This is a genomic window from Yersinia sp. IP36721 (genome assembly GCF_003634395.1).
Classification (GTDB): domain Bacteria; phylum Pseudomonadota; class Gammaproteobacteria; order Enterobacterales; family Enterobacteriaceae; genus Yersinia; species Yersinia entomophaga.
Genome location: NZ_QCZL01000001.1, coordinates 149,808 through 166,469 on the forward strand (window position 1 = coordinate 149,808; position 16,662 = coordinate 166,469).

Genomic DNA, 16,662 nt, shown 5'->3' on the forward strand with positions numbered 1-16,662 from the left:
ATGCGCCGGATTTTATCAGTATTATTGGAAAACGAATCAGGGGCGTTGTCTCGGGTTGTCGGCCTATTTTCGCAGCGCGGATATAACATTGAAAGCTTGACCGTGGCACCTACAGACGATCCCACTCTGTCCCGTATGACCATCCAAACCGTGGGTGACGAAAAAGTACTGGAGCAGATTGAGAAACAACTGCATAAGCTGGTGGACGTATTGAGAGTCAGCGAACTGGTGCCCGGTGCGCACGTTGAGCGCGAAATCATGTTGGTGAAACTACAGGCTAGCGGTTACGGACGTGAAGAAATCAAACGTTGCACCGAGATTTTCCGCGGCCAGATCGTTGACGTTACCGCGACGCTGTACACCGTTCAATTAGCGGGAACCAGCGACAAACTGGACGCATTTCTTAATGCGGTGCGGGAAGTGGCTGAGATTGTTGAAGTTGCTCGCTCCGGCATTGTTGGCGTTTCTCGCGGTGAAAAAATTATGCGTTAAGCCGAAATCAGGCATATAAACGAGATAAATCTGAGGCTCTGCTTTGAAGCAGAGCTTTTTTTTGCATTTTTAAGCCTGATAGTGACATCCTAAGGTGAAAGCGGTTGCTCAATGGAGTGTTCTGCGGTTAGATCTATCATGGGTTATATCCATAGTTAAATTATGTATATAAAACCCGGCAGACAGATCTGCTTTTCATAACTTTACAGGGTTTATAAGGGGTTAACGTGAAACTGGATGAAATCGCGCGTCTCGCGGGTGTTTCGCGCACAACGGCCAGTTATGTCATTAATGGCAAAGCGAAGCAGTACCGGGTCAGCGATAAAACAGTAGAAAAAGTGATGGCTGTGGTACGTGAACACAATTATCACCCTAATGCCGTAGCGGCAGGTTTGCGCGCGGGCAGAACCCGATCCATTGGTCTGGTGATTCCGGATCTTGAAAATACCAGTTATACACGTATTGCGAATTATCTTGAGCGGCAGGCGCGTCAGCGCGGCTATCAGCTCTTGATCGCCTGTTCTGAAGATCAGCCTGATAACGAGATGCGTTGTATTGAGCATCTGTTACAACGTCAGGTTGATGCGATTATCGTTTCGACGGCGCTGCCGCCAGAACATCCGTTTTATCAACGCTGGGTAGATAAACCCTTACCTATCATTGCGTTAGATAGAGCGTTGGATCGCGAGCACTTTATTAGCGTTGTGGGGGCCGATCAGGACGATGCCTTGATGCTGGCGCGAGAGCTACGCACTTTCCCTGCGGAATCCGTTCTGTATCTCGGTGCTTTACCGGAGCTTTCGGTGAGCTTCCTACGTGAACAGGGTTTCCGCGAGGCCTGGCAGGACGATCCGCGTAAAGTGGATTATCTGTATGCAAATAGCTATGAGCGGGAAGCTTCCGGAGTGAAGTTTGCCGAATGGCTGAAAACTCACCCAATGCCGCAGGCGTTGTTCACCACTTCCTTTCAATTGCTACAGGGCGTGCTGGATGTCACTTTGCAGCAAAGTGGCCGCCTGCCCACCAATCTGGCTATCGCCACCTTTGGTGATAATGAGCTGTTGGATTTTCTGGAATGCCCAGTGTTGGCGGTGGCGCAGCGTCACCGTGACGTGGCGGAAAGAGTATTGGAATTGGTGCTGGCCAGTCTGGATGAACCGCATAAACCGAAACCGGGCTTGACGCGTATTCGTCGTAATCTGTTCCGTCGCGGTAGTTTAAGCCGCAAATAACGCGCTGAATACTTTCGCTAAAATGCAATCGGGCACCTTAATCGGTGCCCGAATCATATTTGTCGCTGTTACTTCGATGCTTGTCTCACACGTACCCGGCTACGCGGAACAGGCGGCGGCAATATTCCAGAAAATAGCCGTAGGCCACGCCCATTACCATAGAAACGACCGCATTACTGGCTACTGCCGTGACGATCTGCTGGAAATCTGCACCGACCGTCCACAGAATAATGGCGTAAACCGGAGACTGAAAACTGACGTAGGCCAGTAGGTCGGCCAGATTTTTCGCCCAAAAATGTTGTCCCGCGCATCGTTGAGCGAAACGGATAAAACTGTCCCGATACATGCCGTAAGGCCAAGCAATCAGGATGTTAACCGGTATGGAAAGCAAGCGTGAAGAAAGCGACTGCTCAAAGGTCATACCTGAAATCAGTATTTCAATCGCCATACCGGTGATAAAGCAATACACCACAAGAGCAAAGGTATCTGCAACGGCGCTACGTAAGCGAGAATCAGTAGAAAACATCGTCATTACCTCCCAGATTGGGGGAAAATCCGTTAATAGGTTAAATATGCACAGCTATTATTGGTGGTATGTTTCTATTTTTTGTTGGTTTATGGGGTATTATTTGGTGTTTTGTTTTTACTGTAGTTTACATGACTGCTTTGTTTAATATAACTAGCTGAAAATTTCTATTTTTAACATTTGTCTGATTTTTATACTTCCAACTGACCTGTAAAGACTTTTTTATGGTGAATTACGCGGAGGGTTGAGTGTTTATTATTTAAAAACAATGAATTAAGTTCGCTGGTGGTTTTAAGCGTCAATGGGGAATTTGATTAGCGCTTAATAGCCATATTGAAAGGCGGGAAAAATACATTGGCGCTGCGCTACTAATTTGGGACTTTTCTTAAGATGCATTCTCTTATTAAAAAGCGGCGGGTAATCAGCGGCTAATAATTTATTTCAAAATAGATTCATATTCCTCTGAGTAATTGAAGTAAAATGCGCCCACGGTGAACGCCTGGTAATTTTAATGGGTATTATTTACGAAGATTATCCGCAGGAATGTTCTGCATTAACATTCCCCGGCGCAGCCAGTCACTGCGGGAGATAGGCCTAATTCCTAATATTTTGCATTGTGCAATTTTTATACTGGAAATGAGACATCCCTTGCAGAAGGAATTAATGTGACAATTAATTGCTAAATTAATCGTTATTTAATCAGTAAAATCATCCGGCGGAAAAATAGCCCGTTTATCATGACGTTAATTTCCACGCTACTTGCTGAAAACGCCCCTTCTACAAGATATATCTCAAAATACACCCATAAATATTGCCAAACCGCATCTGCTCTGGCTTGACAAGGTTTTCATACCATCCGTAAACTCTTTAATGTGGGGATTTGTGGGATAAAGTGGCAAATAAGGCCATGAAGGGGTGACTCAACGATGTTTCGTGGGGCAACGATGGTTAACCTCGACAGCAAAGGGCGGCTTGCCGTACCTACCCGTTATCGGGATTTGCTGAACGAGGAATCGCGAGGACAGATGGTCTGCACTATCGACCTTCACCAACCATGCCTGTTGCTTTATCCTTTGCCCGAATGGGAAATCATTGAACAAAAACTTTCTCGTCTGTCGAGCATGGTTCCTGCCGAGCGCCGTATTCAGCGTTTGCTGTTGGGGCATGCTAGCGAATGCCAGATGGATGGTTCCGGGCGTTTGTTGATTGCAAATACGCTGCGTCAACACGCCGGGCTGAGTAAAGAAGTGATGCTGGTTGGGCAGTTCAACAAGTTTGAACTGTGGGATGAACAGACCTGGTATCAACAAGTCAAGGATGACATAGACGCACAACAGTCGACTCAGGAACCTTTATCTGAGCGGCTACAGGACTTATCGCTATAAGCATGGTAGATAATTATAAGCACACAAGCGTGCTGCTGGATGAGGCAGTTAACGGCCTGAACATTCGCAGTAACGGCATTTATATCGACGGAACTTTTGGTCGTGGTGGCCATTCACGTCTGATTCTGTCTCAACTTGGGCCGGAAGGGCGTTTGATAGCAATTGACCGCGACCCGCAAGCTATTGAAGCAGCGAAATCCATTACCGATCCGCGTTTCTCAATCGTACACGGTCCGTTTTCTGAATTAGCAGATTATGTGCGGGAATTGGACTTAGTCGGGAAGATCGATGGCGTACTGTTGGACCTGGGCGTTTCTTCACCGCAGTTAGACGATCCAGAACGCGGTTTTTCCTTTATGCGTGACGGGCCGCTGGATATGCGCATGGATCCTTCGCGTGGCATTTCTGCCGCCGAGTGGTTGATGAAAGCTGGCGCTGACGACATTGCCTGGGTATTGAAAACCTTTGGTGAAGAGCGCTTTGCCAAACGTCTGGCTCGCGCCATTGTTGAGCGCAACCTGACCCAGCCGATGACTCGCACCACTGAGCTGGCTAATTTGATTGCTAACGCCAGCCCATTCCGCGAAAAGCACAAGCATCCGGCCACCCGCAGTTTCCAGGCGATTCGCATTTATATCAACAGCGAACTGGAAGAAATCGAACGAGCATTGGAAGGTGCGCTGGAAGTATTAGCTCCCGGTGGTCGTCTCTCCGTCATCAGTTTCCATTCCCTTGAAGATCGTATTGTTAAAAACTTTATCCGTAACCAAAGCCGTGGGCCGAAAGTGCCTGCCGGTCTGCCGTTAACGGAGGAGCAGTTACAGAGTCTGGGCGGACGTAATTTGAAATCCGTAGGGAAAATGATGCCTTCCGACGCGGAAGTTGCGGAAAACCCACGGGCGCGTAGCTCCGTACTGCGTTTTGCAGAGAGGATTAACGCGTGATAGGCAACGAACGCCACGGCTTGGTAGGGGTCATTGGCGGAGATTTACTCCGTAATGCCAAGATTCCATTGATTCTGCTGGTTGCGGTGTTGATCTCTGCGGTGTTAGTGGTGACAACCGCTCACCGCACCCGGTTGCTGACCGCCGAACGTGAGCAGCTGGTGCTGGAGCGTGATGCTCTGGACATCGAGTGGCGTAACCTGATTCTGGAAGAGAACGCCTTGGGCGATCACAGCCGGGTCGAGAGTATCGCTACTGATAAGTTAAAAATGCAGCACGTTGATCCAGCACAAGAAAACATTGTGGTTAAACAATGATTAAATTTGCACTCACCATGACTCGGAGTAGCCAAGGTAACGCATGAAAGCAGCGCGCCCCGGTAAGTTGAAACGGCAGGAAGAACAAGCCAGCTTTATAAGCTGGCGTTTTGCATTGCTGTGCGGCTGTATTTTACTGGCTTTGGTTGGGCTGATGCTACGCACTGCCTACCTGCAAGTGATCAATCCAGACAAATTGGTACGGGAAGGCGACATGCGTTCGCTGCGGGTTCAATCCGTACCTACCGCTCGCGGCATGATAAGCGATCGAGCCGGGCGACCTCTGGCGGTGAGTGTTCCGGTGAATGCCATTTGGGCCGATCCGAAAGAACTGCAGGAACGTGGCGGAATTACGCTGGATACGCGCTGGAAAGCCCTGTCCGACGCGCTGGAAATCCCTCTCGATCAGTTGGCTTCCCGCATTAACGCGAATCCGAAAGGTCGCTTTGTTTATCTGGCGCGTCAGGTCAATCCGGCTATTGGTGACTATATCCATAAGTTGAAATTGCCGGGTATCTATCTGCGTCAGGAATCCCGCCGCTACTACCCTGCGGGGCAGGTTATGGCGCATATCATCGGCGTGACCAATATCGATGGTCAGGGAATTGAAGGGGTTGAGAAAAGCTTCGATCGCTGGCTAACCGGTCAACCGGGCGAACGTACGGTGCGTAAAGACCGCTATGGTCGGGTGATCGAAGATATCTCCTCTGTGGATAGTCAGGCGGCACATAATCTGGCGCTGAGCGTCGATGAACGCCTACAAGCGCTGGTTTATCGCGAATTGAACAATGCGGTGGCGTTCAACAAAGCTGAATCAGGAACCGCAGTGCTGGTGGATGTGAACACCGGCGAAGTGCTGGCAATGGCCAACAGCCCTTCTTACAACCCGAACAACCTAACCGGTACGCCGAAAGAAGCCATGCGTAACCGGGCAATTACCGATATTTTCGAGCCGGGCTCTACGGTTAAGCCTATGGTGGTGATGACCGCATTGCAGCACGGCGTTATCAAAGAAAACAGCGTATTGAATACTCTGCCGTACTTTGTTAACGGCCATCAGATCAAAGACGTGGCGCGTTATGCAGAGCTGTCGGTGACAGGGATTCTACAGAAGTCGAGTAACGTCGGTGTTTCTAAGCTGGCGTTAGCGATGCCATCCTCAGCGTTAGTAGATACTTACTCACGTTTTGGGTTTGGGAAAGCGACCAATTTGGGGTTGGTCGGAGAAAGCAGTGGCTTATATCCTAAAAAACAACGGTGGTCTGACATAGAGAGGGCCACCTTCTCTTACGGCTACGGGCTAATGGTAACGCCGTTACAGTTAGCGCGAGTCTATGCAACGATCGGCAGTATGGGTATTTATCGCCCGTTGTCGATTACCAAAGTTGACCCACCGGTTGCCGGTGAGCGCGTCTTCCCTGAGCCCATTGTTCGCACCGTGGTTCATATGATGGAAAGCGTAGCGTTACCGGGCGGCGGGGGCACCAAAGCTGCGATTAAAGGCTATCGTATTGCGATTAAAACCGGTACTGCGAAGAAAGTCGGACCGGACGGCAAATACGTGAACCGATATCTTGCGTATACCGCCGGCGTCGCGCCGGCAAGCAACCCTCGATTTGCTCTGGTTGTGGTCATTGATGACCCGCAGGGCGGGAAATATTACGGCGGTGCGGTTTCTGCTCCGGTATTTGGCGCAATTATGGGCGGCGTTTTGCGTACCATGAACGTTGAACCGGACGCGTTACCGACCAGTGATAAAAGCGAATTAGTAATTAATAAAAAAGAGGGTTCAGGTGGCAGATCGTAATTTGCGCGACTTACTCGCTCCTTGGGGGCTTGACGTCCCGGGGCGTGCGCTACGGGAAATGACATTAGACAGCCGCGTGGCGGCTGCCGGGGATCTGTTTGTCGCCGTTGTCGGCTACCAGACGGACGGGCGGCGCTATATTCCGCAGGCTATTGCTCAGGGCGTTGCCGCCGTGATTGCTGAAGCCGAAGGCGTAGCACCAGATGCCAGCATTACGGAAATGCACGGCGTTCCCGTGATTTATCTGAGCAATCTGAATCAACATTTATCCAAACTGGCAGGCCAGTTTTACCAACAGCCGGGCGCGGCGTTGCGCTTAATTGGCGTCACTGGCACCAACGGTAAAACCACCACTACGCAGCTGTTGGCGCAATGGACTCAGGCGTTGGGGGAGAGCAGTGCAGTGATGGGTACCGTGGGTAACGGGCTGCTGGGACAGGTTGTGCCGACAGAAAATACCACCGGCTCAGCGGTTGATGTGCAACAGATTTTGCATTCTCTGGTTGAACAGGGCGCTAAAGTGGCCGCGATGGAGGTTTCTTCTCACGGACTGGTGCAAAACCGCGTGGCAGCGCTGCCGTTTGCCGCCGCCGTGTTTACCAACCTGAGCCGCGACCATCTGGATTACCACGGCGACATGGCGAGCTATGAAGCGGCTAAATGGCTGCTGTTCTCCACTCATCAGGCCGAACACAAAATTATCAATGCTGACGATGACGTCGGGCAACGCTGGCTGAGCCAGTTGCCTCAGGCGGTTGCCGTCAGCATGGAAGATAAAGTGCTGCAGGGCTGGAACGGTCCTTGGCTGTCTGCCACTCACGTGGATTATCACGATAACGGCGCTACGATTTCTTTTGACTCCAGTTGGGGTAAAGGTCAGTTGGAAAGCCGCCTAATGGGCGCATTTAACGTCAGTAACCTGCTGGTGGCGCTGTCGACCTTGTTAGCGCTGGGTTATCCATTGGCGGAGTTGTTAACTGCTGCACCTAGGCTCCAGCCGGTTTGTGGTCGTATGGAAGTGTTTAACGCTCCAGGTAAACCTACGGTAGTCGTTGATTACGCTCATACACCGGATGCGTTGGAAAAAGCTTTGGCGGCGGCCCGCCTGCACTGCAAAGGTCAACTGTGGTGCGTATTCGGCTGCGGCGGCGATCGTGACAAAGGTAAGCGCCCACTTATGGGAGCCATTGCAGAACAGCTGGCCGATCGCGTTGTCGTGACCGACGATAACCCGCGTAGCGAGGAGCCGCAGGCTATCGTGGCTGATATTCTTCGCGGTTTGATGGATGCGGGCCGTGCGCTGGCAATTCATGGCCGCGCCGAAGCGGTAACCAGCGCGATTATGCAGGCCAAAGAAGAAGATGTGGTTTTGGTGGCCGGTAAAGGTCACGAAGATTACCAACTGGTAGGCAACCGTCGTCTGGATTATTCCGACCGTATTACCGTTGCCCGTTTGCTGGGGGGGGGCGCATGATTCCCGTTTCCCTGCAATACCTCGCGGAGCAGCTTAATGCTGAGCTGGTCGGTAACGACGATATGATTACCGAAGTGACCACCGATACGCGTCAGGTGACGGCAGGTTGCCTGTTTGTGGCACTGAAAGGCGAGCGTTTTGACGCTCATGATTTTGCTGAAGCAGCCGTTGCCGCAGGTGCTGGGGCGTTGTTGGTAAGTCAGCGCTTATTGGTGGATGTTCCGCAGATCGTGGTGAAAGACACCCGTCTGGCTCTGGGGCAGTTTGCCGCTTGGGTTCGTCAGCAAGTGCCTGCCAGAGTCGTCGCGTTGACCGGTTCTTCCGGTAAAACCTCGGTTAAAGAGATGACTGCAGCGATTCTGCGTCAGTGTGGCAACGTGTTGTATACCTCCGGTAACTTTAACAACGATATCGGTGTGCCGCTGACATTACTGCGTTTAACACCAGAACATGATTTTGCGGTGATTGAACTGGGTGCGAACCATATTGGCGAAATCGCCTACACCACGGATTTAAGCCGCCCGGAAGCCGCATTGGTGAACAATCTGGCTGCCGCTCATCTGGAAGGCTTTGGTTCACTGGCGGGCGTTGCGCAGGCGAAAGGTGAAATCTTTGCCGGTTTGCCAGCCAAAGGTATTGCCATTCTTAACGCTGACAGTCATGACTGGCCGCATTGGCAGTCCACGCTGGCTCACAAGCAGGTTTGGCGTTTTTCACCGCAGGCCGGTGAAGACACTGATTTTTATGCCAGCGATGTGCGCATTCATCAGCAAGGTATGGATTTCACTCTGCATTCGCCTTTCGGCAATGTAGCCGTGTCGTTGCCGTTACCGGGTCGCCATAACATCGCCAATGCTTTGGCTGCCGCGGCCCTCGCGATGTCGGTCGGTGCAGATGTCGATGCGGTGCGTCAGGGTTTATCTCAGTTGCAAGCGGTAAAAGGGCGTTTATTCCCGATTTCGCTGGCCGAAGGAAAGCTGCTGCTAGATGACACTTATAACGCCAACGTGGGTTCCATGATCGCCGCGGCGCAGGTTCTGGCCGATATGCCCGGTTACTGCGTAATGGTGGTGGGTGATATGGCCGAATTGGGTGAAACCGCAGAAGATTGTCACCGTCAGGTGGGTGAAGCTGCCCGTCTGGCTGGAGTGGATAAAGTGTTGAGCGTGGGGAAATTAAGTCAGCTCATCAGTCACGCCAGCGGTAACGGCGAGCATTTTCAAGATAAGAGCGCGTTGACGGCTCGTTTGGCGGCCCTGTTGTCCGAACATCAAGTTATCACCGTATTAATTAAAGGTTCACGTAGTGCTGCCATGGAAAGTGTTGTGCAGGCGTTACAGGAGAAAGCATCATGTTAGTGTGGCTGGCTGAATATCTGGTCAAATTCTATTCCGGTTTTAACGTTTTTTCCTATTTGACGTTTCGCGCCATCGTCAGTCTGTTGACCGCTCTGTTTATCTCCTTGTGGATGGGGCCACGCCTGATTGCTTATTTGCAGAAGCTGCAAATCGGTCAGGTTGTACGTAACGATGGCCCGGAGTCACATTTCAGCAAACGCGGCACGCCAACCATGGGCGGGCTGATGATTCTGTTCTCCATTACCATTTCGGTATTAATGTGGGCTTATCCGTCTAACCCTTACGTCTGGTGCGTACTGTTTATTCTGGTGGGCTACGGAATCGTCGGTTTTGTCGATGATTACCGCAAAGTGGTTCGCAAGGATACCAAGGGACTGATCGCCCGCTGGAAGTACTTCTGGCAGTCGGTGATCGCGCTGGCCGCCGCCTTTACCATGTACACCATCGGTAAAGACACCCCGGCAACGCTCTTGGTGGTGCCGTTCTTTAAAGATGTGATGCCCCAGTTGGGGCTGATGTACGTTCTACTGGCGTACTTCGTGATCGTCGGGACCAGTAACGCCGTTAACCTGACCGACGGTTTGGACGGTTTGGCCATTATGCCAACGGTATTTGTTGCTGCGGGCTTCGCGTTGGTGGCCTGGGCGACGGGTAACGTCAACTTTGCCAACTATTTGCACATTCCTTATCTGCGTCATTCCGGTGAATTGGTGATCGTCTGTACCGCCATCGTCGGCGCCGGATTAGGTTTCTTATGGTTCAACACCTATCCGGCACAGGTCTTTATGGGCGATGTCGGCTCACTGGCGCTGGGCGGCGCATTAGGCACCATCGCCGTATTGCTGCGTCAGGAATTCTTGTTGCTGATTATGGGCGGGGTATTCGTGGTGGAAACCCTGTCAGTGATTCTACAGGTTGGCTCCTTTAAGCTTCGTGGTCAGCGGATTTTCCGTATGGCACCGATTCATCATCATTATGAGCTGAAGGGTTGGCCTGAGCCGCGCGTGATTGTGCGCTTCTGGATTATTTCGCTGATGCTGGTCCTGATTGGCCTAGCGACGCTGAAGGTGCGGTAATTATGGTGGATTATCAGGGTAAAAAAGTTGTCATTATTGGGCTGGGGCTAACCGGCCTCTCCTGCGTTGATTTCTTTATGACGCGGGGCGTTTCGCCGCGCGTTATGGATACCCGCATCAATCCACCGGGTCTGGATAAGCTTCCTGCCGGTTTGGAGCGACATTTGGGCGATCTGAATCAGCAATGGCTGTTAGACGCCGATTTAATCGTTGCCAGCCCAGGTATGGCGCTGGCTAATCCGGCGTTGAGTGAGGCGGCGGAAGCTGGCGTTGAAATCGTCGGTGATATTGAACTGTTTTGCCGTGAAAATCAGGCGCAGATCGTTGCGATTACCGGCTCTAACGGTAAAAGCACGGTCACTACGCTGGTGGGTGAGATGGCGAAAGCCGCAGGCTGGCAGGTTGGCGTCGGTGGCAATATCGGCGTTCCGGCTCTGACCTTGCTGAAGCAGGAAAATCAGTTGGTGGTGCTGGAATTATCCAGCTTCCAACTGGAAACCACCTCAAGTCTGCACGCCACCGCCGCGACCGTCTTGAACGTGACGGAAGATCATACCGATCGCTATCCGTTTGGTTTGCAACAATATCGCGCCGCCAAACTGCGTATTTATGAAAATGCCAAAACCTGTGTGGTAAACGCCGATGATGCGCTAACCATGCCGGTACGCGGAGCCGATAGCCGCTGCATTAGCTTTGGCGTTGATGTGGGCGATTACCATCTGAATAAACAGCAGGGCGAAGTCTGGCTGCGGGTTCGCGGCGAGAAAGTGCTGAACACCCGCGAAATGAAGCTGACAGGCCGACATAACTATACCAATGCGTTGGCGGCGCTGGCTTTGGCTGATGTGGCGGGGATCCCTCGTTCATCGAGCTTAAAAGCACTGACCACCTACGCAGGGCTGGCACATCGCTTCCAATTGGTGTTTGAAAACAACGGGGTGCGTTGGATTAACGATTCCAAAGCCACCAACATTGGCAGCACCGAAGCGGCGCTGGACGGGCTATACGTCGATGGCACTCTGCATTTACTGCTGGGTGGCGACGGTAAATCCGCTGATTTTTCCGGTCTGACCCGTTTTCTACAGGGTGACAAAGTCCGAGTCTATTGTTTCGGCCGTGACGGCGAGCAGTTAGCGCAGTTGAGACCGGAAGTCTCTCAGTTGACTGAAACCATGGAACAGGCAATGAAATTGCTGGCACAGACGCTAAAAAGCGGCGATATGGTGCTGTTATCACCTGCCTGCGCCAGTCTGGATCAGTTCCGCAGTTTTGAACAACGGGGCACCGAATTTGCCCGTCTGGCGGAGGAACTGGGCTGATGCGTATGCTGGGGCTAGGGCTGTTTAATAAGTTAAAGCACTGGGTCATGGGATCGCGGGAGAGCGACGCCACCAGTATGGTGCTTTATGACAGAACCTTGCTGTGGCTGACCTTTGGTTTAGCCATCATCGGTTTTGTGATGGTGACTTCGGCATCAATGCCTATCGGTCAGCGTTTGGCGGGCGATCCTTTCCTGTTCGCCAAGCGTGACGCGCTCTACCTCGGTTTGGCCTTTGGTTTGTCGCTGGTCACGCTACGTATTCCGATGGAAATCTGGCAGCGCTACAGCAACATTATGCTGCTGCTGTCCATCGTGATGCTGCTAATTGTATTGGTAGTCGGTAGCTCGGTTAACGGTGCATCCCGCTGGATTTCCATCGGCCCGTTGCGTATTCAGCCGGCGGAATTATCTAAACTCTCGCTGTTTTGCTATCTGGCCAGTTATCTGGTGCGCAAGGTTGAAGAAGTACGGAGTAACTTCTGGGGCTTCTGCAAACCGATGGGCGTGATGGTAATACTGGCAGTGCTACTGCTGGCTCAGCCGGATTTGGGCACCGTGGTGGTACTGTTTATTACTACGCTGGCGATGCTGTTTTTAGCCGGAGCCAAAATGTGGCAGTTCCTGGCGATTATCGGCTCCGGGATTTTTGCAGTTTGCCTGCTAATCATTGCCGAGCCTTACCGTATGCGCCGGGTTACTTCGTTTTGGAACCCGTGGGAAGATCCTTTTGGCAGCGGTTATCAGCTCACTCAGTCTCTGATGGCGTTTGGCCGCGGGGAGTTCTGGGGGCAAGGTTTAGGTAACTCGGTGCAAAAACTCGAGTATTTGCCGGAAGCACATACCGACTTTATTTTCGCGATTTTAGGGGAGGAACTCGGCTATTTCGGTGTGGTTTTAGCCCTGTTAATGGTATTCTTCGTCGCTTTTCGCGCGATGTCCATTGGGCGTCGTGCGTTAGAGATTAATCAGCGGTTTTCCGGCTTTTTGGCCTGTTCAATCGGCGTTTGGTTTAGTTTCCAGGCGTTGGTTAACGTTGGGGCTGCGGCTGGGATGTTACCGACCAAAGGTCTGACACTCCCCCTGATAAGTTACGGTGGTTCCAGTCTGTTGATTATGTCAACAGCCATAGTTTTACTGCTGCGTATTGATTTTGAAACGCGTTTGGCGAAAGCCCAGGCGTTCGTAAGGAGTGCCCGATGAGTGGGAAAACCAAGCGTTTAATGGTGATGGCAGGCGGAACCGGTGGACATGTGTTCCCCGGTTTGGCCGTTGCGCATCATCTGATGGCGCAGGGCTGGCAGGTGCGTTGGTTAGGCACCGCCGATCGCATGGAAGCCGATTTGGTCCCCAAACACGGCATTGAGATCGATTTTATTCAGATTTCCGGTTTGCGTGGCAAAGGGCTGAAAGCTCAACTGACTGCTCCGTTGCGCATCTATCGTGCCATTCGTCAGGCGCGGAAAATCATGCGTGATTACCAGCCAGATGTGGTGCTAGGAATGGGCGGCTATGTTTCTGGCCCCGGCGGTCTGGCGGCGTGGATGAACGGTGTTCCGGTAGTTTTGCATGAGCAAAATGGTATCGCAGGTTTAACCAACCGTTGGCTGTCGCGTATTGCCAAAACAGTATTGCAGGCTTTCCCTGGCGCATTTCCTCACGCAGCAGTGGTTGGCAATCCGGTTCGTACAGACGTATTGGCATTGCCGCTGCCGGCTGAACGTTTAGCCGGTCGTGAAGGGGCAACGCGTGTGCTGGTGATCGGGGGGAGTCAGGGTGCGCGCGTGCTGAATCAAACCATGCCGCAGGTGGCGGCGGATCTGGGCGATAAAATCACCTTATGGCATCAGGTGGGTAAAGGTGCGTTGGCTGAAGTCGAGCAGGCTTACCAACAGGCCGGACAGACGCAGCACAAAATCGTCGAGTTTATCGATGATATGGCTGCGGCCTATAGCTGGGCTGACGTGGTGGTGTGCCGTTCAGGCGCGTTGACGGTCAGCGAAGTGGCTGCAGCCGGTTTACCCGCGATTTTTGTGCCTTTCCAACATAAAGATCGTCAGCAGTACTGGAATGCGTTGCCGCTGGAAAAAGCCGGTGCCGCCAAAATTATCGAGCAGCCGCAGTTTACTGCTTCCGCGGTGAGCAGCCTGCTACAGCAGTGGGATCGACCGACGCTGTTAGCAATGGCGGAACAGGCACGAGCCGTTGCCATTCCGGATGCGACCGAGCGCGTGGCCGCGGAAGTGATCGCTGCTGCGAAGCCTTGATTCAAGGCGGAAATAATGAACAGTTGGCGTTTAACGCGGGCTGTAGAGATGTAACAAACTACATAGTGAAGAAAAACGTGAATACACAACAACTGGCGAAACTACGTACTATCGTGCCCGAGATGCGACGCGTCCGGCACATTCACTTTGTCGGCATCGGTGGTGCTGGCATGGGTGGTATCGCTGAAGTGTTGGCAAATGAAGGCTATCAGATTAGCGGTTCTGACCTGGCGCCAAACCCGGTCACTCAGCAGTTAAGCGCATTGGGCGCGCAGATTTATTTCCATCACCGTCCGGAAAATGTCCGTGATGCGAGCGTGGTGGTGGTTTCAACGGCGATTTCTGCGGATAACCCAGAAATCGTGGCCGCGCGGGAAGCGCGTATTCCAGTCATTCGTCGCGCTGAAATGCTGGCGGAACTGATGCGTTATCGCCACGGCATTGCGGTAGCCGGTACTCACGGTAAAACCACCACGACGGCGATGGTTTCCAGCATTTACGCTGAGGCGGGGTTGGATCCAACCTTCGTCAACGGCGGTTTGGTGAAAGCGGCAGGCGTTCACGCGCGTTTGGGCTCCAGCCGTTACCTGATTGCAGAAGCGGATGAAAGCGATGCTTCCTTCCTGCATTTGCAGCCGATGGTGGCGATTGTGACCAATATCGAAGCCGACCATATGGATACCTATCAGGGTGACTTTGAGAATTTAAAACAGACATTTATTAACTTCCTGCACAACCTGCCGTTCTATGGTCGCGCAGTGATGTGTGTGGACGATCCTGTGGTGCGTGAGTTGCTGCCGCGCGTTGGTCGTCACATTACCACTTACGGTTTCAGCGATGATGCTGACGTACAGATTGCCAGCTATCAGCAAATTGGCCCGCAGGGTCACTTTACCCTGCGTCGTCAGGATAAACCTTTGCTGACGGTGACCCTGAATGCGCCGGGTCGTCATAACGCACTGAACGCCGCCGCCGCGGTTGCGGTAGCAACGGAAGAAGGCATTGACGACGAAGCAATTTTACGTGCGCTGAGCGGTTTCCAGGGCACCGGGCGTCGTTTCGATTTCCTCGGTCATTTCCCGCTGGAAAATGTGAACGGTAAAAGCGGTAGCGTGATGCTGGTGGACGATTACGGCCATCACCCAACGGAAGTGGATGCCACTATTAAAGCGGCTCGTGCGGGTTGGCCGGACAAACGTATCGTGATGGTTTTCCAGCCGCATCGTTATACCCGTACTCGTGATTTGTACGACGACTTTGCCAACGTGTTGGAAGGTGTGGACGTGTTGCTGATGCTGGATGTGTATTCCGCTGGCGAAACGCCAATTCCTGGTGCCGACAGCCGTTCTCTGTGCCGCACCATTCGTAATCGCGGCCAGTTGGATCCAATTTTAGTAACGGATAGCGACGCAGTTCCGTCAGTATTAGCTAAAGTATTGAATGACAACGATCTGATCCTGGTTCAAGGAGCAGGCAATATCGGTAAAATCGCGCGCAATCTGGCAGAGACCAAATTGCAGCCTCAGGTGAAAGAGGAGGAACATCATGGTTGATAAAGTCGCCGTACTGCTGGGTGGAACCTCCGCTGAACGCGAAGTGTCATTGATGTCCGGCGCGGCGGTATTAGCCGGTCTGCTGGAAGGCGGTGTTGATGCCCATCCCATTGATACTATTGATTTTCCTGTGGCTCAGCTCAAAGAGCATGGCTTCGATAAAGTCTTTATCGCTCTGCATGGCCGCGGCGGTGAAGACGGTACGCTGCAAGGGCTATTGGAGTTTCTGCAACTGCCTTATACCGGCAGCGGCGTCATGGCCTCTGCGCTGACGATGGACAAATTACGCAGCAAATTAGTGTGGCAGGCTTTGGGTTTACGGGTTTCACCTTTTGTGGCGCTCTCTCGTCAACAATTTGAAACACTTTCATCTGATGACTTCGCTGAGCGGATCGCTAAGCTTGGCCTGCCTTTAATCGTCAAGCCAAGCCGCGAAGGCTCTAGCGTTGGCATGAGTAAGGTGGATCGCATTGAGAATCTGCCGGTAGCGTTGGAAGAAGCGTTCCGTCACGACAATGATGTACTGATTGAAAAATGGCTCAGTGGCCCGGAATTCACCGTGGCAATGTTGGGTGACGAAGTGTTGCCTTCGATCCGCATCCAGCCCGCCGGTGTGTTTTATGACTATGAAGCCAAGTATTTATCCGATGATACAGAATACTTTTGCCCAAGCGGTTTAAACGCGGAACAAGAGCAACAGCTGGCCGAACTGGCTCGTCAGGCCTATCAGGCTCTGGGTTGCAGCGGCTGGGGTCGGGTGGATGTTATGCAGGATGGCGATGGCAAATTCTATCTGTTAGAGGTGAATACCTCTCCGGGTATGACCAGCCATAGCCTGGTACCGATGGCCGCACGTCAGGCCGGGATGAGTTTCTCCCAGCTGGTTACGCGCATTCTGGCGCTGGCTGACTGA

At 52.3% G+C, this 16,662-nt stretch carries 15 protein-coding genes; 14 read left to right on the forward strand and 1 reads right to left on the reverse strand.

Annotated elements, in window-relative coordinates:
- Positions 1 to 492 (forward strand): acetolactate synthase small subunit, encoded by a 492-nt coding sequence (gene ilvN, locus DBA33_RS00610; RefSeq protein WP_049599104.1) that lies wholly within the window; start codon positions 1 to 3, stop codon positions 490 to 492.
- Between the two features lie 227 nt (positions 493 to 719).
- A complete protein-coding gene (gene cra, locus DBA33_RS00615; RefSeq protein WP_064516402.1) occupies positions 720 to 1,724 on the forward strand; it encodes a catabolite repressor/activator in 1,005 nt (334 codons plus the stop codon).
- An 85-nt stretch (positions 1,725 to 1,809) separates the two neighbouring features.
- On the opposite strand, the gene DBA33_RS00620 is transcribed toward cra, so the two are convergent.
- Positions 1,810 to 2,250 carry an L-alanine exporter AlaE gene (locus DBA33_RS00620; RefSeq protein ID WP_064516406.1) on the reverse strand — a complete coding sequence of 147 codons (441 nt, stop codon included), beginning with the start codon at positions 2,248 to 2,250 and terminating at the stop codon, positions 1,810 to 1,812.
- Positions 2,251 to 3,176: 926 nt separating this feature from the next.
- Here DBA33_RS00620 and mraZ point away from each other — a divergent pair.
- The 12 genes from mraZ (at position 3,177) to DBA33_RS00680 (ending at position 16,662) form a co-directional block, all read left to right on the forward strand.
- The gene (gene mraZ, locus DBA33_RS00625; protein WP_064516409.1) at positions 3,177 to 3,635 is read left to right on the forward strand and encodes a division/cell wall cluster transcriptional repressor MraZ; all 459 of its coding nucleotides are present in this window, start codon (positions 3,177 to 3,179) and stop codon (positions 3,633 to 3,635) included.
- A gap of 2 nt (positions 3,636 to 3,637) precedes the next feature.
- Complete coding sequence (gene rsmH, locus DBA33_RS00630) at positions 3,638 to 4,579, forward strand: 16S rRNA (cytosine(1402)-N(4))-methyltransferase RsmH (RefSeq protein WP_064516413.1); 942 nt, start codon at positions 3,638 to 3,640, stop codon at positions 4,577 to 4,579.
- Entirely contained in the window at positions 4,576 to 4,896 is a 321-nt protein-coding gene (gene ftsL, locus DBA33_RS00635; RefSeq protein ID WP_064516415.1) for a cell division protein FtsL, read from the forward strand. The genes rsmH and ftsL overlap by 4 nt, the downstream gene beginning before the upstream one ends.
- A 43-nt stretch (positions 4,897 to 4,939) precedes the next feature.
- Entirely contained in the window at positions 4,940 to 6,703 is a 1,764-nt protein-coding gene (locus DBA33_RS00640) for a peptidoglycan glycosyltransferase FtsI (RefSeq protein ID WP_064516417.1), read from the forward strand.
- The gene (gene murE / locus DBA33_RS00645) at positions 6,690 to 8,177 is read left to right on the forward strand and encodes a UDP-N-acetylmuramoyl-L-alanyl-D-glutamate--2,6-diaminopimelate ligase (RefSeq protein ID WP_162975139.1); all 1,488 of its coding nucleotides are present in this window, start codon (positions 6,690 to 6,692) and stop codon (positions 8,175 to 8,177) included. The genes DBA33_RS00640 and murE overlap by 14 nt, the downstream gene beginning before the upstream one ends.
- A complete protein-coding gene (gene murF / locus DBA33_RS00650; protein ID WP_064516420.1) occupies positions 8,174 to 9,535 on the forward strand; it encodes a UDP-N-acetylmuramoyl-tripeptide--D-alanyl-D-alanine ligase in 1,362 nt (453 codons plus the stop codon). Before murE ends, murF begins: the two co-directional genes overlap by 4 nt.
- Positions 9,529 to 10,611, forward strand: coding sequence for a phospho-N-acetylmuramoyl-pentapeptide-transferase (gene mraY / locus DBA33_RS00655; protein ID WP_049598817.1), 1,083 nt, complete (start codon positions 9,529 to 9,531; stop codon positions 10,609 to 10,611). The genes murF and mraY overlap by 7 nt, the downstream gene beginning before the upstream one ends.
- A 2-nt stretch (positions 10,612 to 10,613) precedes the next feature.
- On the forward strand, positions 10,614 to 11,930 hold the full coding sequence (gene murD, locus DBA33_RS00660) for a UDP-N-acetylmuramoyl-L-alanine--D-glutamate ligase (RefSeq protein WP_120805230.1): 1,317 nt from the start codon (positions 10,614 to 10,616) through the stop codon (positions 11,928 to 11,930).
- Complete coding sequence (ftsW, locus tag DBA33_RS00665) at positions 11,930 to 13,132, forward strand: cell division protein FtsW (protein ID WP_049598811.1); 1,203 nt, start codon at positions 11,930 to 11,932, stop codon at positions 13,130 to 13,132. Before murD ends, ftsW begins: the two co-directional genes overlap by 1 nt.
- Positions 13,129 to 14,196 carry an undecaprenyldiphospho-muramoylpentapeptide beta-N-acetylglucosaminyltransferase gene (gene murG, locus DBA33_RS00670; RefSeq protein ID WP_064516422.1) on the forward strand — a complete coding sequence of 356 codons (1,068 nt, stop codon included), beginning with the start codon at positions 13,129 to 13,131 and terminating at the stop codon, positions 14,194 to 14,196. The genes ftsW and murG overlap by 4 nt, the downstream gene beginning before the upstream one ends.
- A 77-nt stretch (positions 14,197 to 14,273) precedes the next feature.
- Positions 14,274 to 15,749: a UDP-N-acetylmuramate--L-alanine ligase gene (murC, locus tag DBA33_RS00675; protein WP_064518446.1), complete on the forward strand. Its 1,476-nt coding sequence runs from the start codon at positions 14,274 to 14,276 to the stop codon at positions 15,747 to 15,749.
- Positions 15,742 to 16,662 (forward strand): D-alanine--D-alanine ligase, encoded by a 921-nt coding sequence (locus DBA33_RS00680; protein WP_064516424.1) that lies wholly within the window; start codon positions 15,742 to 15,744, stop codon positions 16,660 to 16,662. The genes murC and DBA33_RS00680 overlap by 8 nt, the downstream gene beginning before the upstream one ends.